Source organism: Roseococcus sp. (genome assembly GCF_965227005.1).
GTDB lineage: Bacteria > Pseudomonadota > Alphaproteobacteria > Acetobacterales > Acetobacteraceae > Roseococcus.
This window is the reverse complement of the sequence record NZ_CBDDFJ010000006.1, coordinates 102,044-121,901: the sequence shown is the minus strand read 5'-3', so window position 1 is coordinate 121,901 and position 19,858 is coordinate 102,044. Positions and strand designations below refer to the sequence as shown.

17 protein-coding genes and 1 pseudogene are annotated in these 19,858 nt (G+C 65.7%); 8 read left to right on the top strand and 10 right to left on the bottom strand.

What is annotated here, in order from left to right; translation table 11 throughout:
• Positions 1-2: 2 nt before the first annotated feature.
• The 6 genes and pseudogenes from ACO057_RS02550 to ACO057_RS02525 form a co-directional block, all read right to left on the bottom strand.
• Positions 3-794 (bottom strand): ABC transporter permease, encoded by a 792-nt coding sequence (locus ACO057_RS02550; RefSeq protein WP_421988779.1) that lies wholly within the window; start codon positions 792-794, stop codon positions 3-5.
• Positions 794-1,630: an ABC transporter permease gene (locus ACO057_RS02545; RefSeq protein ID WP_421988778.1), complete on the bottom strand. Its 837-nt coding sequence runs from the start codon at positions 1,628-1,630 to the stop codon at positions 794-796. Before ACO057_RS02545 ends, ACO057_RS02550 begins: the two co-directional genes overlap by 1 nt.
• Complete coding sequence (locus ACO057_RS02540) at positions 1,627-2,715, bottom strand: ABC transporter ATP-binding protein (protein ID WP_421988777.1); 1,089 nt, start codon at positions 2,713-2,715, stop codon at positions 1,627-1,629. Before ACO057_RS02540 ends, ACO057_RS02545 begins: the two co-directional genes overlap by 4 nt.
• Positions 2,712-3,485, bottom strand: a complete 774-nt coding sequence (locus ACO057_RS02535) for a class II aldolase/adducin family protein (protein ID WP_421988776.1) — start codon at positions 3,483-3,485, stop codon at positions 2,712-2,714. Before ACO057_RS02535 ends, ACO057_RS02540 begins: the two co-directional genes overlap by 4 nt.
• 1 nt (position 3,486) lies before the next feature.
• Positions 3,487-4,136: pseudogene (locus tag ACO057_RS02530) on the bottom strand (NAD(P)-dependent oxidoreductase).
• A gap of 295 nt (positions 4,137-4,431) precedes the next feature.
• A complete protein-coding gene (locus ACO057_RS02525) occupies positions 4,432-5,538 on the bottom strand; it encodes an extracellular solute-binding protein (protein ID WP_421988775.1) in 1,107 nt (368 codons plus the stop codon).
• Between the two features lie 363 nt (positions 5,539-5,901).
• On the opposite strand from ACO057_RS02525, the gene ACO057_RS02520 reads away from it, so the two are divergent.
• On the top strand, positions 5,902-7,221 hold the full coding sequence (locus ACO057_RS02520; RefSeq protein ID WP_421988774.1) for an NtaA/DmoA family FMN-dependent monooxygenase: 1,320 nt from the start codon (positions 5,902-5,904) through the stop codon (positions 7,219-7,221).
• Between the two features lie 45 nt (positions 7,222-7,266).
• Here ACO057_RS02520 and ACO057_RS02515 read toward each other — a convergent pair whose 3' ends face one another.
• Positions 7,267-7,593, bottom strand: coding sequence for an NIPSNAP family protein (locus ACO057_RS02515; RefSeq protein WP_421988773.1), 327 nt, complete (start codon positions 7,591-7,593; stop codon positions 7,267-7,269).
• On the opposite strand from ACO057_RS02515, the gene ACO057_RS02510 reads away from it, so the two are divergent.
• Both ACO057_RS02510 and ACO057_RS02505 read left to right on the top strand, forming a co-directional pair.
• Positions 7,592-8,716 carry an alpha/beta fold hydrolase gene (locus tag ACO057_RS02510; protein ID WP_421988772.1) on the top strand — a complete coding sequence of 375 codons (1,125 nt, stop codon included), beginning with the start codon at positions 7,592-7,594 and terminating at the stop codon, positions 8,714-8,716. The genes ACO057_RS02515 and ACO057_RS02510 overlap by 2 nt on opposite strands.
• Positions 8,717-8,817: 101 nt before the next feature.
• Complete coding sequence (locus ACO057_RS02505; RefSeq protein WP_421988771.1) at positions 8,818-9,141, top strand: hypothetical protein; 324 nt, start codon at positions 8,818-8,820, stop codon at positions 9,139-9,141.
• Between the two features lie 239 nt (positions 9,142-9,380).
• Here the strand turns inward: ACO057_RS02505 and ACO057_RS02500 are convergent, their stop codons facing one another.
• A complete protein-coding gene (locus tag ACO057_RS02500) occupies positions 9,381-9,599 on the bottom strand; it encodes a hypothetical protein (RefSeq protein WP_421988770.1) in 219 nt (72 codons plus the stop codon).
• 382 nt (positions 9,600-9,981) lie between these two features.
• Between ACO057_RS02500 and acnA the strand changes: the two genes are divergently transcribed.
• Positions 9,982-12,498, top strand: coding sequence for an aconitate hydratase AcnA (gene acnA / locus ACO057_RS02495; protein ID WP_421988769.1), 2,517 nt, complete (start codon positions 9,982-9,984; stop codon positions 12,496-12,498).
• Positions 12,499-12,502: 4 nt separating this feature from the next.
• Here the strand turns inward: acnA and ACO057_RS02490 are convergent, their stop codons facing one another.
• Together ACO057_RS02490 and ACO057_RS02485 are read right to left on the bottom strand one after the other, a co-directional pair.
• On the bottom strand, positions 12,503-12,865 hold the full coding sequence (locus ACO057_RS02490; protein ID WP_421988768.1) for a hypothetical protein: 363 nt from the start codon (positions 12,863-12,865) through the stop codon (positions 12,503-12,505).
• Entirely contained in the window at positions 12,865-13,350 is a 486-nt protein-coding gene (locus tag ACO057_RS02485; RefSeq protein ID WP_421988767.1) for a methyltransferase domain-containing protein, read from the bottom strand. Before ACO057_RS02485 ends, ACO057_RS02490 begins: the two co-directional genes overlap by 1 nt.
• Positions 13,351-13,484: 134 nt before the next feature.
• On the opposite strand from ACO057_RS02485, the gene gmd reads away from it, so the two are divergent.
• The 4 genes from gmd to ACO057_RS02465 all read left to right on the top strand — a co-directional run bounded on the left by gmd (position 13,485) and on the right by ACO057_RS02465 (position 19,757).
• The gene (gmd, locus tag ACO057_RS02480) at positions 13,485-14,465 is read left to right on the top strand and encodes a GDP-mannose 4,6-dehydratase (RefSeq protein ID WP_421988919.1); all 981 of its coding nucleotides are present in this window, start codon (positions 13,485-13,487) and stop codon (positions 14,463-14,465) included.
• A gap of 5 nt (positions 14,466-14,470) precedes the next feature.
• On the top strand, positions 14,471-15,418 hold the full coding sequence (locus ACO057_RS02475; RefSeq protein ID WP_421988766.1) for a GDP-mannose 4,6-dehydratase: 948 nt from the start codon (positions 14,471-14,473) through the stop codon (positions 15,416-15,418).
• Positions 15,419-15,528: 110 nt separating this feature from the next.
• The gene (locus ACO057_RS02470) at positions 15,529-16,350 is read left to right on the top strand and encodes an ABC transporter permease (protein WP_421988765.1); all 822 of its coding nucleotides are present in this window, start codon (positions 15,529-15,531) and stop codon (positions 16,348-16,350) included.
• A gap of 284 nt (positions 16,351-16,634) precedes the next feature.
• Positions 16,635-19,757, top strand: coding sequence for a methyltransferase domain-containing protein (locus ACO057_RS02465; protein ID WP_421988764.1), 3,123 nt, complete (start codon positions 16,635-16,637; stop codon positions 19,755-19,757).
• The last annotated feature ends 101 nt before the right edge of the window (positions 19,758-19,858 follow it).

The following is a 19,858-nucleotide window of genomic DNA, read 5'->3' as shown; positions in this document are numbered from 1 at the left end:
GGTCACCCCGCCTCGGAGCGCCGTCGCAGCGCGCGGTCGCCGAGGAGCAGCAGCAAGGTGAAGGCCACCATCAGCACGGCCACGGCGGCCATGGCCGGGTCGAGGTTCTCGTTGATCCCGTCCCAGATGCGGCGCGGCAGGGTGAAGACTTCGCGGCTCGCGATGAAGAGCACCATCACCAGCTCGTCCCAGGAGTGGATGAAGGCGAAGATCGCGCCCGAGACGATGCCCGGCATGACACGCGGCAGGATCACCCAGCGCAGGGTCTGCGAGAGCGACGCCCCCATGCTGCGCGCCGCCTGCTCCAGCCGGGGATCGAAGCCGGACAGCGCCGTCGAGACGGTGATCACCACGTAGGGAATGCCCGTGACGCCATGCGCGAGCACCACGCCCAAGAAGCGGTCGAGCAATCCGAGCGGGCCGAAATAGCGGTAGAGCCCGATCGCATAGACGATCGAGGGGATGATGAGCGGCAGCAGCATCAGCACGCGGATGAGGTCGGTCGAGCGGCGCGAGATGCGCCAGCACCCGATCGCGCAGAGCGTGCCCGCGCTCACCGCCAGCGCCGTCGCCGCGAGCGCGATGGTGAAGGACTGCCAGATGGAGCCGAGCCATTCCTCGGAGCTCAGCACCGTCGCGAAATGGCGGAAGCTGATGCCGTCCTGCGGGAGCGAGAGGTAGCGCTGGTCGGTCAGCGCCACCGGGATCACGATCAGGATGGGCAGCACCAGATAGAGCGCCGTCGCCCAGGCCAGCCCGCGTCCGGCCGGGCCAGCGCCATAGGTTCCGTGCATCAGCCGCCCGCCCCGAACATGCGCCGCAAATCCACGACGCGGGAAAATACCGCCAGCGTCACCAGGATGGCGACGATGAGCATGGTCGCCATCATGGTGCCGAGTCCCCAGCGGATGAGGTCCAGGATCTGCAGGCTGATCCACTCCGCGACCATCAGCGTCTTGCCGCCGCCGAGGATGGCCGGGGTGATGTAGAAGCCCAGCGAGAAGATGAAGACCAGCACGCCCGAGGCGATCACGCCCGGGATGGAAAGCGGCAGGAAGACCTGGCGGAACACCTGCGCCCGCGTGGCGCCCAGGCCGCGCGCGGCGGCCAGCAGGCGCGGATCGATCTCACGCATGGCCGAGAGCATCGGCAGCACCGCGAAGGGCACCATGTAGTGGATCATGCCGATGAGGATGCCGAACTCGTTCCACACCAGCGCCAGCGGCTCGGAAATGAAGCCCCAGCGCAGCAGCGTTTCGTTCACCAGCCCCTGCCGGCGCAGCAACGTGACCCAGGCGAAGGCGCGCACGAGAACGGAGATCCAGAGCGGCACGAGAACGGCCATCATCCACCAGCTCCGCGCGCGCGGACTGGCGAGGGTGATGGCATAGGCCACGGCATAGCCGAGCAGCAGCGCGAAGAAGGTCGTGATGAGGCAGATGCGCAAAGTCGTCAGGATGACGCGCTGCATGCTCTCCGAGGTGAGGAGCCGCTCGTAATTGCCCAGGCCGGGCTCTGGCTCGGAGAAGCTGATCGCCAGAACCTGGGCGATGGGCGCGACGTAGAAGACCAGCAACAGCAGCACTGCCGGCAGGATCAGCAACCACCAGCCGAGCCCCGTGCGCGTCATGGCGCATCCTCCTCGACGGGAACGGCCGCATCCGGCGGCCAGCCGAGGCGAACCGGCAGGCCCTCCGCGGGCGCGATCGCCGATCGCCAGGCGGGCAGCACCGCGCGGATCTCGCCGAGATGCTCGGTCGCGACCACCAGCGAGAAACCGGCGCCGAGATAGGACCAGGCGCGGATGCGGCCCTCGACCATGTTCTCGGCCGTCTCGCCTTCGCCCAGCAGCGCGATCTTCTCCGGCCGCAGCGAGAGCAGCGCGCGCGATCCCTCGCCCGGCCCTTCGCCGTGGACGTGCAGCTGGATCGGCCCGGCTTCGAGCACGAAGCCCTCCGCCGTCCGCGCGCGCACGACCCCTTCGAGGAAGTTCGACTTGCCCAGGAAGTCCGCGACGAAGCGCGTGCGAGGCCGTTCATAAAGCGTCGTCGGACCGCCGACCTGCACCAGCCTGCCATGGTTGAGGATGGCGATGGTGTCGGAAAGCGAGAGCGCCTCCTCCTGGTCATGCGTGACGTTGATGAAGGTGCGCCCGATGCGCCGGTGCAGCGCCTTCAGCTCCTCCTGGAGCTCCGCGCGCAGCTTTTTGTCGAGCGCGGACAATGGTTCGTCCAGCAGCAGCAGCATGGGATCGAAGACCAGCGCGCGCGCCAGCGCCACGCGCTGCTGCTGGCCGCCCGAAAGCTGCTTGGGCAGGCGGTCGGCGAACTGGCCGAGCTGCACGAGGTCCAGCGCCGCGCGCACCTTGCCGTCGCGATCGGCGCGCGACTGGCCCCGCACGCGCAGCGGGAAGGCCACGTTGTCCGCCACGCTCATATGCGGGAAGAGCGCATAGCCCTGGAAGACCATCCCGAACTCGCGCTTCTCGGGCGGCAGCGGCGTGATGTCGCGCCCGTCCAGCAGCACGGCGCCGGCCGAGGGCTCCACGAAGCCCGCCACCGCCATCAGGATGGTCGTCTTGCCTGAGCCGCTGGGGCCGAGCAGTGTCAGGAACTGCCCCTGCGCGACCTCCAGCGAGGCGTCGTCCACGGCGGTGAACTGGCCGTAGCGTTTGGTGAGTCCCCGGATCGCGAGGGCGTGTCCGGATTGGCTCAATTGCGATAATCCGGCTGCTCGCGGTCGAGCTTGCGGCGCAGCGCCTGCCAGGGCAGCCAGCCCTTGGTCGGCCCCATCGAGAACTGCGCGCTCGTGCGAGCAACGGTTTCGGCCGAAGGCAGTTCGAGCTCGGCACCTGAGGATTGCGCGGCGAGCTGGATGCGGCAGGCCTGCTCCAGATAATACATCCAGTAGAAGGCCTCGGCGACGGTCTGCCCCACGGTCATCAGCCCGTGATGGCGCAGGATCATGCAGGGCTTGTCCTCGAGATCGCGCACCAGGCGTTCGCGCTCGGAGAGGTTGTCGTCCGCCGCGACGCCCTCATAGCCGTGGATCGCGACGCGCCCGTCGAACTCCATGCTTATCTGGTTGAGCGGCAGCAGCCCGCCCTTCTGCGCGGCCACGGCCATGCCGGCCAAGGTGTGGGTGTGCATCACGCACATCGCGTCATGCCGCTCGCGATGCACGGCCGAGTGGATGACGAAGCCGGCGGGATTCACCGGCCAGCTCGTCGCCTGCTTCGGCTCGCCATCGGCATCGACCACCACAAGGCTGGAGGCGGTGATCTCCTCGAACATCAGGCCATAGGGATTCACCAGAAAGCGATGCCCCTCGCCGGGCACGCGCGCGGAGAGATGGGTGAAGACCAGATCCGTCATGCCGAAATGCGCGATCAGGCGATAGGCGGCGGCCAGGTCCTCGCGGATCTCCTGTTCGCTCTGGATATGGGCGGGATCGGGCTTCACCGGGGGCGGCGGAAGGGCGGACATGTCAGTAACCTCGTGCAGGGTCGTAGAGATGGGCGGGCGCCTCGCCGCGCCGCAGGGCGTGGATGACGCCGGCGATGTAGCGGGCGCGCTCGGGGCGGTTGGGAACGCTCGCGAGATGCGGCGTGACCAGGACGCGAGGATGCGTCCAGACGGGATCCTCGGGCGGCACCGGCTCGGGCGCGAAGACGTCGAGGATCGCGCCCGAGAGCTGGCCGGAATCCAGCGCCGCCAGGATATCGGGCAGCACGTGGTGCGCGCCGCGGCCGGCCTGCACCAGCGACGCCCCCTTCGGCAGTTTCGCCAGGAGCGGCGCGGCGATCAGCCCGTCGGTTTCGGGCGTGGAGGGCAGCAGGCAGACCAGCACCTCGCTCGTCGCCAGGAAGGCGTCGAACTCGCCCGGCCCGGCGAAGCTTTGCACGCCGGGGATGGATTTGCGCGAGCCGCGACCAGCCCCTGCACCTGAACGCCCAGGCCGCGCAGCATCTCGGCCGCGCGCTGGCCCATATGGCCCATGCCCATGATGCCCACGCGGCGATCGGCAGCCGAGAGATAGGGCTCGTAATACTCCCAGCGGCGCTCGGCCTGGAGCAGCGCCGCGCGGCGCGCCTCCTTGGCCAGAGCGAGCACCGCCCAGCAGACATATTCGCCCATGCGCTGCCCCGCCTCGGGCGGCACGCAGCGCACCACCGGCACGCCGGGCTTCAGGCCGGGATTGGCGACGAGATGCTCCACCCCGGCCCCGGAGCAGAAGACCGCGCGCAGCGAGGTCAGCGCCGCGAGACGCGCTGGATCGGGATCCCAGACGAGGGCGTAATCCACCGCCTCGGGACGCAAGGCGGGATCGTCCCAGCCCACGACCTCGAGGCCCGGGACGAGCTCGGCAAAGCAGTCCCGCCATTCCGGCACCGCCTCGGCGCCGCCGGATTGCACGACGAGGATCACGCGATCAGCCCGTCACCATATCGACGTAATCGGCATTCACCCGTTGGTAGTTGGCCCCCCACCAATTGCCGTCCTGCGCCACCTGCAAGCGGGCATTGGCCGGATCGGTCGGGTTGAAGCGGCGGAACTCCTCGGGCACCACCGCGGCGGCGCGCGGATTGGTCGGGCCGTTGCCGAGGAATTTCAGCAGCTCCACCTGCTTCTCCGCCCCCGCCAGCATCGAGGCCAGCAGCTGCTGCGCCACGGCGCCGCCCGGGTTTCCGCGCGGGATCACGAAGATGCCGGGCTGCAGGATTCCGCCGTTCCAGATGAACTTGAAGCGCCCGTTGCTCTCCTGCTCCAGGACCTTCGCGCGGGTGTGCCAGATCTGGCCCATCACCGCCTCGCCCGTGCGCATGAACTGCTCGGATTCCGCACCGCCCGTCCAGAAGACCAGGTTGCGCCGGATTTCGCGCACCCGCGCCAGGCTGGCGCGCACGTCGAGCGGATAGAGGTTCGCCGGATCCTTGCCGAGCGAGAGCTGCGCCGCATCCAGCGCGCCGGCCGCGTCGCGGCGCAGCAGGCGCGTGCCGGGGAACTTCTGCAGGTTCCAGAAGTCGGCCCAGCTCGTGGGCGCCTCGGGGAACTTGCTGCTGTCATAGACGAGCACGCTGCTGAAGGAGTAGGGCGCCGCGCCGTATTCCATCGCGAAGGTCGGGCCGATCACGTCCTCGCGCTTGATGACGCCGTAGTCCATGCGGTTCAGCAGGTTCAGCCCGCCGAGAAGAACGGCCGAGGTCGCCGAGCTGTCGCAGAGATCCCAGGTGACGCGGCCGCTTTCCACCATCGAGCGGATGCGCCCGGCCGAGGGGCCCGTGCTGTCCTGCGTGACGCGCCAGCCGGGGTTCGCCGCCACGAAGGGATCGCCGTAATTGGTGCCGAAGCCCTGATTGGCGAGCCCGCCCCAATTCACCATCACGAGCTGGCGCGCGGCCTGGGCGCTCGCGTCGTTGCCGGCGAAGGGCATGGCGCCGAGGGCGGCCAGGCCCGCCAGCAGCGTACGGCGGTCCACCTCGCCACGACGGAATTTCCGGAGCGCCAATTCGACGCAATCCTGCTGGAAGCTCTGCATCCCAAATCTCCTGCACATGCGCCCGTCGGTCGCGGCTCATGCCACGAGCGTTCCGGAGGCAACCCTATTCGGTTGCCGCAATGCCAGCGAAATCTCCCGCGCGCAGATCACCACGGCCCACGCCGCACCGCAATGACCCCTCTCGCCCGGCGTGGGTCGTTGCGCGCTGGAGGTCCCTCGCCCATAGTTCGCGGCAATCGCCAGTCAACATCGCACGGCCTGTCCCAGTCCCTTTGCCGGAGTCTGCATGGCCCTCTTTCGTTGCGTTCCCCGTTCCCCGACCAGGCGTCGGATGGATTGGCCCGCTGGCCTGAACACAGTCACGTCCGCGATACGACCGACCGCCGGAAAGGCTTCGACCCCATGACGCGTCCCTTCCATCTGGGCTGGTTTCTCCAGGGCTCCTCCGTGCAGGCCTGGGGCGAACCCTGGACCGGCGCCATCGGCCGCGACTGGATGAAGCCCGAGCTCTTCACCGACATGGCGCGCGCGCTGGAGCGCGCCTGCTTCGACTATGTACTGATCGAGGACAGCTCCTATATCGGCGAGAGCTATGGCGGCTCGCGCGAGGTCTATCTGACCAACGGCCTGGCCGTCCCGCGCCAGGACCCGGCCGTGACCGCGACGCTGATGGCTGCCGCGACCTCGCGCATCGGCATCGTGCCGACCTTCGCGACCTTCACCCATCCGCCCTATCTGCTGGCGCGCATGATCGCCTCGATGGACCAGGCCTCCTCGGGGCGCATCGGCTGGAACATGGTCACCGGCAGCAGCGACTATGCCGCGAAGAACTACGGCTTCAAGGGCGGCCTGCCCGAGCACGACCTGCGCTACGACATGGCCGACGAATACATGCAGGTGGTGAACGGGCTGTGGGACAGCTGGGAGCCCGGTGCGCTCGTCGCCAATACCGAAACCGGCGTGCTGGTCGACCACACCAAGGTCCACAGCGTCGACTTCGAGGGCAAGTGGTACAGCTGCCGCGGCCCGCTCAATTCCGGCCCCTGCCCGCAGGGGCGCCCGGTGATCGCGCAGGCCGGCGGCAGTCCGCGCGGGCGGCAATTCGCCTCGCTCCACGCCGACACCATTGTCGCCAGCATCAAGGGCACGGCCGCCATGAAGGCCTATCGCGACGACGTGCGCGCCCGCGCCGCCGCGCAGGGCCGCGATCCCGACGAGATCAAGGTGCTGTTCCTGGTCACGCCCATCCTCGGCGACACGAGGGAGGAGGCGCAGCTGCGGCAGAAGCAGAAGGCCGCGCGGGCCGAGGCGCAGCTGCCCATCCTGCTCGCCTTCTTCGGCAAGATCACGAATATCGACTTCGCGAATTACGACCTCGACGCGCCGGTGGACACGCTGAACCTGCAGACCAACGGCCATCAGGCGACGCTGGACGACTTCAAGCGGACGGTCGGCAGCAAGTCCTTGCGGCAGGCCATGCTGAGCTATCGCGGCACCTCGGGCTCGGTGCCGCTGGTCGGCACGCCGGACAGCGTGGCGGCGCAGATGGGCGAGGCCATGGAGGAGATCGGCGGGGACGGTTTCCTCATCTCCACCAACGACGTCAGCCGCCGCGCGGTGGCCGAGATTGCCGACGGGCTGGTTCCCGCGCTCCAGGCCCGCGGCCTGGCGCGCAAGGCCTATGGCCACGCGCAGTTCCGCGACAACCTGCGCGAGTTCTGAACGACGTCAGGGCGCCGGGCGGTCGATCCCGCCCGGCGCCTCGCGTCACTTCACCGACGAGAAGGCCGTCGGCTGCAGGATCAGGTTGCTGATGGTGGACACGATCGGGCCATCCGCCTCGGTCTGCGCGCGCTTGGCGATCCAGTCGGGATCGGACTGGAAGGCGGCCCATTTCGTGTCGCGCTCGGCGAGCGATTCCCATTCGAGCAGGTAATAGAGGTCCTGGTTGGAATCGCCGATCGCCACTGTCCAGAAGCCGGCCTGGCGGATACCGTGCTTCTTCCAGAGCTCGAGCGTGATCGTCTCAAAGCGGTTCAGCAGCTTGGGCAGACGGCCAGAGATGCAGTGGTAGATGCGGAGCTCGTGGATCATGGCGATTCCCTCCCAGGATTTCTCGACGTTGAACTGCGGCGACGATGCGGGCCACGGGGCGTCCTGTCGAGCCTTGGCGCCCCGGCGCCTCGTCTTGCTTGCCGGCCTCATCCTCGCCACCCTGCCGGCCATGTCCGCTGAATATCCCACGCCGCGCGAAGCCAGCTGGATCGCGCGCGACTTCCGCTTCCACACCGGCGAGGTCATGCCCGAGCTTCGGCTGGGCTACACCACCATCGGCGATCCCTCGGGCATCCCGGTGCTGGTGCTGCACGGAACGGGCGGTTCGGCGCGCAGCCTGCTGACGCCCGCCTTCGCCGGCGAGCTCTTCGGCGCGGGCCAGCCGCTGGATGCCGCGCGCCACTTCCTCATCCTGCCCGACGCCATCGGCACCGGGCGCTCATCCAAGCCCTCGGACGGGATGCGGGCCACCTTCCCGCGCTACAACTACGCGGACATGGTGGCGGCCCAGCATCGCCTCGTCAGCGAGGGGCTGGGCCTGGGCCACCTGCGCCTTGTGCTCGGCAATTCCATGGGCGGCATGCACGCCTGGCTCTGGGGGACGACCCATCCCGGATTCATGGACGCGATCGTGCCGATGGCCGCGCAGCCCACCCCGATGGCAGCGCGCAACTGGATGATGCGCCGGCTGCTGGTGGAAGCGATCCGCCAGGACCCCGCCTATGCCGGCGGCAACTACACCACGCAGCCGCCCTCGCTGCGGATGGCGGGCGCGATGTTCAACATGGCGACCAACGGCGGCACCCTCGCGCTCCAGGCGGCGGCGCCCACCCGCGCGGCGGCCGATGCGATGGTGGAGGCCCGCCTTGCCGCCCCGGTGACGGCGGATGCCAACGACTACGTCTATCAGTGGGATGCCTCGCGCGACTTCGACGCCGCGGCGCGTCTGGAGCGCATTCAGGCCCGCGTGCTCGCCATCAATGCCGCCGATGACGAGCGCAATCCGCCCGAGACGGGTTTGCTGGAGGCGGCGCTGGCACGGCTTCCCGGCAGCTGCCTGCTCCTCATCCCGGCCAGCACGGCGACCAGCGGCCATGGCACCACAGGCAACGCGCGGCTCTGGCGCGAGACCTTGCGGGACTTCCTTCGCGAACTGGATTAAATCCCCGAAAATTAGACAACCCTACAACCTGCGAACACTTTCCGCGTTTTCGTCCTGAAGGCGGTGCCCAGCCGCCTGGACGAACCGCTGGACGCCGCCTCATGGACACGACATCCAACCCGATCCCTTCCGCGCCTGAGCGGTGGATCCATGCCTATGCCGCGCGATTCTTCGAACTGTCCTCAGGCAGAATGGGGCCAGGGATTTCCGACGAGGAACTGCGCAGCTTCGCGCTCGATTGCGCGAGCGGCGGATATCCTTGTTTTCGGAACGAAGATCCGGCCCGATGCGCCGAGATCGAATTCCTCGAATGGCAGGCGAATGTAGCCAAGGCGGCGCGGGTCACGCCCGCTCCGGTGATTCAGGCGGCGAAGGCCGCGGGGATCAGCATGAAATCCGGCCCGTCATTCCCCGTGCGCGGATAAATCTGATAGCGCCAGCCAGGCGGCGTAAGTTCCTGCAATACGGCGCGGGCAATCTCGCCTCGATCGCCTCTAGCGTCGCGTGAACGCCGTTCAATTTCCGTTCGCAGCATCGCAACGATGGCGCGTGAACGTCCCCAAAGATCCTGGTGCATCAAACCCTCCGCCGGCCAAAACGGCGAAGGCCGCGGAAGGTTTCGGGGAGGATCGTCTTTCTTGCGGGGCACGCAAGCGCGGCGGCCTCAAGCGGCGACGTGCATCTCAGCAGCCATCGCCTGCGCGCTCACCAGGACCGGACCAGCGGATTTCAGATGGAACATGGCCGCGGAGACAAGCTCCAGGATCATGGGATTTCCGCGCGCGGCGTCTCTGATGGCAACGAGGATATCCGCCACGCCTTCGAGTTCAGCCGAAACCGCAAGGATAGGCTCGGCATGATGGGCATCGGAGATCGGCAACATCGCCCCCTGGATTGGGTTGCGGGGCCTATTGTAAACCGATGGTTGAAAAGAAGGGCGACGTGAAGTGTAAAATTATGTGTAGTATTGTGCAGTGACCAATATTTGAGGCTGAATTATCACCTCCCTCAATCAGTGCCGCGGCAATACCATTCTATGCCATGCAGATTCGCCGGATTTGATCCATCCGAGAACGTCGCGCATCGGGATTTGCTCCGAGAATCTTCATGCGTTGGACGCATCGTTGCGGAGACATCCGCTGCCGATTCGCTTTGGTGCTTCGCAACGCGCTTTCCGCGCTTCCATCCCTTCCGAAGCGGCACGGCTTTGCCCAACATCGCCGCATGAGGAACGAACCATCGCATCGCCGTGCCGGGTTCAGCCGATGATCGGCCGTCGCCCCCTTCGGCCCGGCATCGACCACATCCCGCTGGGCCCCGCCTTCGCGCGCCTGCCGGCCAGCCTGCGGATCCTCGCCGAGGACGCGCTGCGCCATGACGACGCAGCCGGCGCCGCCGCCATCGCCGCGCGCTCCGCCGAGGCGACCATCCGCCTGCACCCTGCCCGCATCCTGATGCAGGACAGCTCCGGCGTGCCCGTCCTGGCCGACCTCGCCACCCTGCGGGACACCGCCGCCGAACCCGCCACGGTGGAACCCCTGATCCCGGTCGACCTCGTGGTGGACCATTCCGTCGAGGTCGACCATCACGGCACACCCGATGCGGCCGAGCAGAATCTCGTCATCGAATTCCGCCGCAATGCCGAGCGCTACGGCTTCATCCGCTGGGCCGAGGGCGCCTTCCGCAAGCTGCGCGTGGTGCCGCCCGGCATGGGCATCTGCCATCAGGTGAATCTGGAGATTCTCGCCGAGACGGTGGTCCTGCGCGACGGTCTCGCCTTCCCCGACACCATGCTCGGCACGGACAGCCACAGCACCATGGTGAACGCGCTCGGCGTGCTGGGCTGGGGCGTGGGCGGCATCGAGGCACTGGCGGCGATGCTCGGCCGCGCCGTCGCGATGCGCGTGCCGCGCGTAGTCGGCGTCACGCTGGAAGGCCGGCTCTCCGCGGGCGTCACGGCGACCGACCTCGCCCTCACTCTGACCGAGGTGCTGCGCAACCACGGCGTGGTCGGCAAGATCGTGGAGTTCGAAGGCCCGGGGCTGGACCGGCTTTCGCTGCCCGATCGCGCGACAGTCGCCAACATGGCGCCGGAATACGGCGCGACCATGGGCTTCTTCCCGGTGGACGAGGAGACGCTGCGCTACCTGCGCCTGACCGGACGCAGCGAGGACAAGGTCACGCTGGTCGAGGCCTATGCCAGGGCCCAGGGCCTCTGGCGCGACGATGGCGGGCGCGACTTCGACGAAGCGCTGCGCTTCGATCTTGCCAGCGTGCAGCCCTGCATGGCCGGCCCCTCCCGCCCCACCGAGCGCCGGCGGCTGCCCGAGATCCCCGCCACCCTCCCCTCCACGCGCGACGGCGCCGAGAACGCCGTGATCCGCGATGGCGACATCGCCATCGCCGCGATCACGAGCTGCACCAACACGGCGAACCCTTCCGTCATGCTGCGCGCCGGGCTCCTCGCCCGCGCGGCGCGGCAGCGCGGCATGGTCGCCCCGCCCTGGGTTAAGGCCTCGCTCTCGCCCGGCTCGCGCGTCTCCACCGATTATCTCGCGGAGGCCGGGCTGCTCGAGGATCTCGCGGCCGTGGGCTTCAGCCTCGCCGGCCATGGCTGCATGACCTGCATGGGCAATTCCGGCCCGCTGGATCCCGCCATCGAGAGCGCCATCCGCGCGGAGGGGCTGAGCGTGGCCGCCGTGCTCTCGGGCAACCGCAATTTCGAGGGCCGCGTGCATCCGCTCTGCCGCCTCGGCTACCTCGCCTCGCCGCCGCTGGTCGTCGCCTATGCCCTGGCCGGCACGCTGCGGCGCGACCTGATGCGCGAGCCGGTCGGCGAGGATGCGCAGGGCCGACCGGTGATGCTGGAAGAGCTCTGGCCCAGCGACGCGGCGGTCGCGGAGGCCGAGGCCGCCCTGCGCCCTGCCCTCTTCCGCGCGCGCGCCGCCGACGCTTTCGAGGGACCGCCCGCCTGGCGCGCGATGCCGGCCGCGCCGGGCGAGCGCTTCGGCTGGAATCCCGGCAGCGGCTTCCTCCGCCCGCCGCCCTTCGCCGCCTCGTCGCCGCAGCTGGTCGGCGACGTGCTGGGCGCACGCATCCTCGCTTTGCTCGGCGACGACGTGACGACGGACCACATCTCCCCCGTCTCGCGCATCCCGCCGGAATCGGAGGCCGCGGCCTATCTCCTCGCGAACGGAACGCCGCGCGACGACCTGCAATCCTATAGCGCAAGGCGGGTGAACCATGAGGTGATGGCGCGCGGCACCCTGGCCAATCTGCGCCTGCGTAACCGCCTCGCCGGGGGCCGCGAGGGTGGCTTCACGCGGCTGCTTCCGGGCGAGGAGATCGTCACCATCCATCAGGCGGCGATGGAATATGCCAGGGCCGGCGTGGCCAGCCTCGTCATCGCCGGGCGGAATTACGGCGCGGGTTCCGCGCGCGACTGGGCCGCCAAGGGCACGCGCATCCTGGGCATCCGCGCGGTGATCGCGCGCAGCTTCGAGCGCATCCATCGCGCCAATCTCGTCGCTATGGGCGTGCTGCCGCTGGCCTTCCCCGAGGGCGTGAGCGCGGAGACGCTCGGGCTGACGGGCGAGGAGACGGTGGACCTCATCGGCCTGCCCGGCGCGCTGCGGCCGGGCGGCACGATCGCGGCGCGGATCGGCGAGCACCGGGTGGAGCTGATCTGCCGCATCGACACCGCGGAGGAGGTCGAGGATCTCGCCGGGGGCGGCATCCTGCCTCGCATCGCCGCGCTGCAGGCTGCGCCGCGGCCGGGCTGACGCCTCAGCTGCGGACGATCACCACGACGCCCAGCATGATGCAGGCGATGCCGGCGAGCCGCAGCAGACTCAGCGTCTCGCCGAGCAGCATCGCCGCCGCGATGCTGGAGAGCGCGAGGGTGGCGCCCACGGCGATGGGATAGACGACGGAGAGCTCGTTGCGCGCGAGCACGATCATCCAGATCAGGAAGCCGCCGATGTAGCAGGCCGCGCCGAGCGCCAGCAGGCCGCTCATGGGCCAGAGCGTGTCCTGGCGCTGCCAGGCCAGCTTCAGCTGCGAGGCCTGCGTCTTGATGAGCAGCAGCCCGCCCACGCTCAGCAGGACATGCACCACCAGAAGTCCTGCTTCGGCCGGGCGAAGGGCCATCAGACGCGCCGGCGCGCGACGAAGAACATGATGTTGTGCAGGTTGACCGTCAGCGAGAAGTCGAAGATCCGCATCACCCGCACCAGGCGGAACAGCCCCGGCATGCCGAGCTTGAGCGCGAGGATGATGTAGAGCGCCGATTGCACGTTGCGCGTCACGCCTGGATGGCTGACATGCACCACCTCGAAGCCCGTGCGCTCCAGCAGCGCGCTCAGCGACTTGGCCGAGAAGTAGTGCAGATGCGTCGGCGGATGGATCATCCGCCAGCCCTTGCCGCGGAAACGCGCGAAGAGGCTGCCGATATCGCCGGTCGTGATGGCGATATGGCCGCCGGGCTTCAGGTCCTGCGCAGCCTTGGCGAGGAAGAGGTCCGGCCGGGCGAGATGCTCGATCGTGTCCCAGACACCTCGGTGAGGGTCGGGGAGCTTAAACTTCGCGACCGCTTCCGGCTCAGATCGTTCCCGGCCCCATGCCCCCCCTCGCACGCCCTTCCCGCCCCGTCAGCCGACGACGTCCTGGCAGATGAACACGCCGTGCAGTATGACTCCCTCTGGGGACAAGCCATGGCAAAGGCTACGTTTTCAAGACATATTGGCGTGAGCACGGCGATAGGACGATGATGGTGAAGGCTTTGGTCACGGGGGTTACCGGTCAGGACGGAGCCTACCTCTCCCAATTTCTGCTCGACAAAGGGTACGAGGTTTACGGTTTCCTGCGGCGCTCCGCTTCCGCGGAGGTCATCGACGAACGCCTTCGGTGGCTGGGCATCGCGGGGCAAGTCCGCATGGTGGACGGAAACCTGTCGGACCTTTCCAGCCTCATTCGCGCCATGCAGGAGGTGAAGCCGGACGAGGTCTATAACCTCGGGGCGCAATCCTTCGTGAAGACCTCCTGGAACCAGCCGCTGCTGACCGGCAATGTCACCGCCATGGGCGCGCACAATGTGCTGGAGGCGGTGCGCCTCGCCGCGCCGGGCGCGCGCTTCTATCAGGCCTCGTCCTCCGAGATGTACGGGCGCATCCAGGAGGCGCGGCAGAGCGAGACCACGCCCTTCTACCCGCGTAGCCCTTATGCGGTGGCCAAGCTCTACGCGCATTGGATGACGATCAATTACCGCGAGAGCTTCGGCCTGCACGCCTCCAGCGGCATCCTGTTCAACCATGAGAGCCCGCTGCGCGGCATCGAATTCGTCACCCGCAAGGTCACCGACGCGGCGGCGCGCATCAAGCTCGGCCTCGCGACCGAGCTGGCGATGGGCAATCTCGACGCCACGCGCGACTGGGGCCATGCGCGCGACTATGTCCGCGCCATGTGGCTGATGCTCCAGCAGGACACGCCGGACGACTATGTGGTCGCGACCGGGCGGACGGTGAGCGTGCGCGACATGTGCCGCATCGCCTTCGCCTATGTCGGCCTGGACTACGAGGAGTTCGTCAAGGTCGATCCGCAGTTCATGCGCCCCGCCGAGGTGGACGTGCTCCTGGGCGACCCGACCAAGGCCCGCGAGAAGCTGGGCTGGGAAGCGACCGTCACCCTCGAGGAGATGATCGTCGAGATGGTGGAGGCCGATCTGGCCCGCCACCGCGCCCGGATCCGCTGAACCGCGTGAAGCGGATCCTGGTCACCGGCGCGTCGGGCTTCGTCGGCGGACATCTGCGCCTCGCGCTGCGCGCCGCCTTCCCCGAAGCGCGGCTGATCGCGACCTCCCATGGCGAGGCGGTTCCCGGTTGGGACGAAGTCGTGTCGCTCGACCTGCTGGACCCGTCCTCCTGCGCGCCGGCCGTCGAGCGGGCGGCGCCCGACGGCATCGTGCACCTCGCGGCCTTGGCGGCGGTGGGCGAGAGCTTCAAGGATCCACTGCGAACCTGGCGGGCGAACCTGTTCGGCACGCTGGCTCTGGCCGAGGCGGTGCGGGAGCGCGCCGGCGGGGCGCTCTTCGTCCATGCCTCCTCCGCCGAAGTCTATGGACTTTCCTTCCAGGACGGCCAGCCGCTGGCCGAGGACGCCCCATTGCGTCCAACCAACCCCTACGCCGCCTCCAAGGCCGCGGCTGACATCGCGATCGGCGAAATGTCCCTGCGCGGCCTGCGCGGCGTGCGGATGCGCCCCTTCAATCACACGGGAGCCGGCCAGGCCGATGCCTTCGTGGTTGCTGCCTTCGCCCGCCAGGCCGCGCTGATCGCCGCCGGCCGGCAGGAGCCGGTGCTGCGGGTCGGAGCACTGGAGCGTTGGCGCGACTTTCTCGACGTGGCCGATGTCTGCGCCGGTTATGTCGCGGCCCTGCAGGCGGGCGACCGTCTGGAGCCGGGGGCGGTCTTCAATCTGGCCACCGGCCACCCCAAGCGAGTGGGCGATATCCTGACAGATCTGCTGCGGCTTGCAGGCGTCGCGCCGCGCGTCGAAGCCGATGAGGGGCGGATGCGGCCGACCGACGTTCTGCGAACCCAAGGAGATGCCTCGGCGGCGGCGCGCGTGCTCGGCTGGGCACCGCAAGTGCCCTGGGAGCGGACGCTCGCCACGACGTTGAACGACTGGAAGGAACGGATCGGCTGAGGGCGCAGCCTGACTATGGTCCGCCCCTACGGATGCAGACCTTCGGCTTGACCCACGCCACGGGCCGGGCCTAAGCCTCCGATCCATCAGCACGGACCAGTATCAAAGGCATGCGCCGACAGAACCCGGACCTGTGGAGCTTTTTCCGCTCCGTAGTCGCTCACCAGGAATTGATCCTCCGTCTCGCGAAACGCGAGGTCTCTCAAAGGTTCCAGGGCAGCGTTCTCGGAATCGCCTGGATGCTGCTGACGCCGCTGCTAACCGCGGCCGTCTTCACCTTTGTCTTCAGCGCGGTCTTCCAGACGCGCTGGGGCGGCGCCACGCCGACAGGCCCCTTCGACTTCGCCATCCTGCTTCTCGTTGGCATGGCGGTGCACGGCATCTTCGCTGAGGCCGTTGGGCGCGCACCGACCTTGATCCTCAGCCAGGCGAGCTACGTCACCAAGGTCATATTTCCCATCGAGATCCTGCCGGTGGTGGCCGTCGCCACGGCGATCGTCAACGCGGTGATCACTGTGGCGATCGTGGTGGTTGGCCAATTGCTCCTCAATGGCGTGGTGCACTGGACCGCCCTTCTCTGGCCACTCGTCATTGCGCCCTATCTGATCTTCGTGGTTGCGTTGGTGATATTCTTCTCGGCCTGCGGCATCTTTCTGCGCGATCTCTCCCAGATCGTGTCACTGCTCATCACGGTGACGCTCTTTCTAACTCCGATCTTCTATCCCCTGAACGCCGTTCCCGGCGCCTTCCGTACACTGATGCGGCTTAATCCCCTGACCTCCATCGTCGAGCAGTCGCGCACCGTGATCGTCTTTGGTGGCCTGCCCGATTTCTTCAGCCTTGCGCTCTACACTGTCTGCTCACTGACGGCGCTCGCGCTATCGTTCTGGCTCTTCCAGCGCCTGCGGCCGGGCTTCGCCGACGTCCTCTGACATGGAAAGGCGGCCCGCCTCCCGGGGGGGGGGGGGCGCGTCGCCATATAGGCCACCTGGGATGAACGATCGGAAGAAGTTGGGCGTGAATGGAATGTTGCGCCCACCTTGGCCTATCGGGCGGACATGTCCTGTCGAGCCAAGCGATTCATTTCGAATGACGGACATCGTTCGAACCATTGGAACGTCGAATATCCCCTTCGGCATGCCAAGGCCCAACGCCCTTGCGCCTATGGTTCTTCCTCGCTAGTCAGGCGAGACCGTATATGAGCATCGAGTGAATCATGGGTGAATTGTTTCGCCGCGAGGCGGCAGCCGATCCGTTATTATTCAGCGGTGAAAGACTCACGTCTTCTATATCCGGCCAAGTTGAGATCGAACACTATCATCGTTACTTTTTAGCGCGCGAATTCTGCCGCGGCAAAGACGTATTGGATGTCGCTGCCGGCGAAGGTTATGGGACGGCGCTCCTGGCCCAGGTCGCCAATTCCGCGATTGGGATTGAAATCAATCCCAATGCAGTCACAGTCGCTCGCCGGGAGTTTGCGAGGTCGAATCTTCGCTATGAAGAAGGTGATGCTCGCTCCCTGAACATCCCTGATAGTTCCATTGATGTTGTAGTTTCCTTCGAAACCCTGGAACATTTGGCTGAACAAGATCAGTTTTTGGGCGAGATCCGCCGTGTCCTTCGACCTGAGGGCATGCTGATCATCAGCACTCCCGATAGCGAAGTGTATTCAGCCCCCGGAATACCGGCCAATCCATATCATGTTAAAGAATTAAACTCCTCAGAATTCAGTGAGTTACTTCAAAGATATTTTCATAATTTTACTTTCGCTGCCCAAAGGGCGATCATAGGCTCCATCATATCTGGATCAGATCAAAACGATCTGCCCTTCATCTATGAACGGCGAGGGAATGATACCATTGATGGCAGCAGGAAATTATTGCGCGCGCCTTATATCGTCGCCTTGGCTTCTAATTCGACCTTACCTCCTTTGCCAAATAGCATTTATATTTACAGAAACGATCTCGATACCGACGCCTCCATGAGGTTTCAGGCGGAAACTGGCTTGAAAGCCGCCCATGAGAAGGTCGAGATGATTGAGGCACGACTTTCGGAGAGTAATACTCGAACCGTGCGTGCTGAGCAGAGCATTGGTGAATTGCAGGAGCGGATTGTCGGCCTGGAGCAGGTCCGCTCCGATACGGAAGGCCGTCTTCGCGAGATTGAAGCCAGCACAATTTGGCGGGCAACCTCGCCCGTGCGTGCCGCAGCTCGCCGTGCGCCCTGGCTGACGCACGCAGTTCGGCTAACGCTGAAGGTCGCATGGTGGACCGTCACGTTACAGCTGCCGACTCGTTACCGGATGAGACGAGATGCTCGTCGACAGCCGGCAAATGCCCAGGTCCAGTCGGGGATTTCGATCCTAGCGTCCGCGTTGGCGCCTGATCTGCGCGCGGAAGATATCAAGATAAAATCGTCAGATGATCCAAAAATTTCGATTATTATTTCAACATATGGGCAATTGAAGGTCACGCTTGCTTGCTTGAATTCCATCGCCCGAAGCGAGCCCAAATGCGGAATAGAAGTGATCGTTGTAGACGACGCCTATCCTGGCATCGAGAATATGAAAGAAATCGGAAAAGTCAGCGGAATTGCATACGTAAAAAATGATGTTAATTTAGGATTTTTACTTAGCTGTAACAAGGCAGCCGCCTTGGCAAAGGGGAAGTATCTTTATTTTCTAAATAACGACACGGAACTTCTGACAAATTCGATCGATGCCCTGGTAAATTTGCTGGATAGTCGTTCTAATGTCGGCTTGGTTGGCTCCAAGCTGTTATTCAGTGACGGTCGACTTCAAGAGGCTGGCGGCATTCTTTGGAATGACGGTTCGGGGTGGAATTACGGCCGAGGCGACGATGCCTCCCGACCGGAGTATAACTATGTCCGGGAAACTGATTATTGTTCCGGCGCCTCGATCATGGTTCGGCAATCACTCTTCCATGAATTAAATGGCTTCGATGAGAGACTGAAACCAGCCTATTATGAAGATGTGGACCTGGCGATCAGGATTCGCGCGCATGGATTCAAAGTCCTCTATGAACCTCGATCGGTCGTGTTTCATCATGAGGGTATGTCGCATGGAACCAATGTTGCCGTCGGGATGAAGGCTCATCAGGTTTCGAACCAAGCGTCCATTCGATCCTTCTGGAGCGAATTGCTGGCCTCCGAGCATTATCCCAACGCCACGCACATGCTGCGCGCACGGGATCGCGCGAAGGCGCGCAAGGTCATCCTGGTCATTGACCACTATACGCCTGAGCCCGATCGCGATGCTGGGTCTCGAAGCGTGATGGGAATTATCAAAAGCCTGGTTAACGCGGGCTGGCAGGTGAAATTCTGGCCGCATAACCGCGCGCATAATCCGCTTTATGCCGGCCTTATGGAAGCCATCGGAATTGAAGTCATCGATAACCGATACCCCGGCACCTTCGATCACTGGATTGAAGAAAATGGCTCGGAGCTGGACCATGCTCTGGTCGTTCGCCCCACGGTTGCGATCGAAGTGATTTCCACTCTGGTCAAAAACACCAATGCTCTGTTGAGTTACTACGGCGTTGATCTTCATTTTGTCCGCATGATGCAGCAGGCCAGCAAGTCCGGAGATGCGAAACTGGCTCTCGAGGCCTCGGCCATGGAGCGCCTGGAACGCCGCCTTTGGCGCAATTTCGATCTGATCGTCTATCCTTCCGAAGAGGAAGCCGCCGCGGTCCGCGCGATGGACCCGAATGTCTTGGCCAGATCGATTGTACCCTTCTTCTTCGATTCATTCCCCGCTCGGAGTGCAGCGCCCTCTGAGCGGAGCATTCTGTTTGTCGCCGGCTTCGCCCATCCGCCCAATGTCGACGCGGCGATGTTCCTGATCAAAGAGGTCATCCCGCTTCTGGAACCAAGACTGGGGTCGATCAAAGTGGTCCTGGCCGGCTCCAATCCGACGGATGCCGTGAAGGCCCTTGCGTCGCCCTCGGTGGTCGTGACCGGCTTCGTGACGGATGAAGCTTTGACCGCGCTATATGGACAACATCGCGCGGCGGTCGTGCCTCTTCGCTTCGGCGCAGGCGTAAAAGGCAAAGTAATCGAGGCGCTGAGTCATGGCCTGCCGCTCGTCACGACGTCCGTAGGCGCCCAGGGCATTGTCGGCCTGGCGGAGGTCGTCCCCGTCCACGACACCGCAGCCAAAATAGCGGGAGCCTTGGAAAAACTTCTCTCCGACGATGAGCTCTGGATGACGCAATCCAGAGCTCAAATAGCATTTTCGCAGAAATTCTTCTCGCAATCGGCGATGCAGGCCTCCGTTCTGTCCGTTTTCGAGACACTTGAATCCGCCCATCGGAAATGATCGTTTTTTAAGGCGGTATCTGCCTGTCTTGGCTCAACCTGGGCGGCCGCCTCCGCTGGCCGCCCTCGTTACCGGCCCCGCAGCTGACCGCACGCAACTGA

Bases quoted from the DNA above. Each gene is read 5' to 3' on its own strand.
- ACO057_RS02505 (WP_421988771.1), top strand. From the start codon at position 8,818: ATGGACACGACATCCAACCCGATCCCTTCCGCGCCTGAGCGGTGGATC.
- gmd (WP_421988919.1), top strand. From the start codon at position 13,485: ATGGTGAAGGCTTTGGTCACGGGGGTTACCGGTCAGGACGGAGCCTAC.
- ACO057_RS02470 (WP_421988765.1), top strand. From the start codon at position 15,529: ATGCGCCGACAGAACCCGGACCTGTGGAGCTTTTTCCGCTCCGTAGTC.
- ACO057_RS02490 (WP_421988768.1), bottom strand. From the start codon at position 12,865: ATGGCCCTTCGCCCGGCCGAAGCAGGACTTCTGGTGGTGCATGTCCTG.
- ACO057_RS02520 (WP_421988774.1), top strand. From the start codon at position 5,902: ATGACGCGTCCCTTCCATCTGGGCTGGTTTCTCCAGGGCTCCTCCGTG.
- ACO057_RS02525 (WP_421988775.1), bottom strand. From the start codon at position 5,538: ATGCAGAGCTTCCAGCAGGATTGCGTCGAATTGGCGCTCCGGAAATTC.
- acnA (WP_421988769.1), top strand. From the start codon at position 9,982: ATGATCGGCCGTCGCCCCCTTCGGCCCGGCATCGACCACATCCCGCTG.
- ACO057_RS02500 (WP_421988770.1), bottom strand. From the start codon at position 9,599: ATGTTGCCGATCTCCGATGCCCATCATGCCGAGCCTATCCTTGCGGTT.
- ACO057_RS02510 (WP_421988772.1), top strand. From the start codon at position 7,592: ATGGCGATTCCCTCCCAGGATTTCTCGACGTTGAACTGCGGCGACGAT.
- ACO057_RS02515 (WP_421988773.1), bottom strand. From the start codon at position 7,593: ATGATCCACGAGCTCCGCATCTACCACTGCATCTCTGGCCGTCTGCCC.
- ACO057_RS02465 (WP_421988764.1), top strand. From the start codon at position 16,635: ATGGGTGAATTGTTTCGCCGCGAGGCGGCAGCCGATCCGTTATTATTC.
- ACO057_RS02535 (WP_421988776.1), bottom strand. From the start codon at position 3,485: ATGTCCGCCCTTCCGCCGCCCCCGGTGAAGCCCGATCCCGCCCATATC.
- ACO057_RS02545 (WP_421988778.1), bottom strand. From the start codon at position 1,630: ATGACGCGCACGGGGCTCGGCTGGTGGTTGCTGATCCTGCCGGCAGTG.
- ACO057_RS02550 (WP_421988779.1), bottom strand. From the start codon at position 794: ATGCACGGAACCTATGGCGCTGGCCCGGCCGGACGCGGGCTGGCCTGG.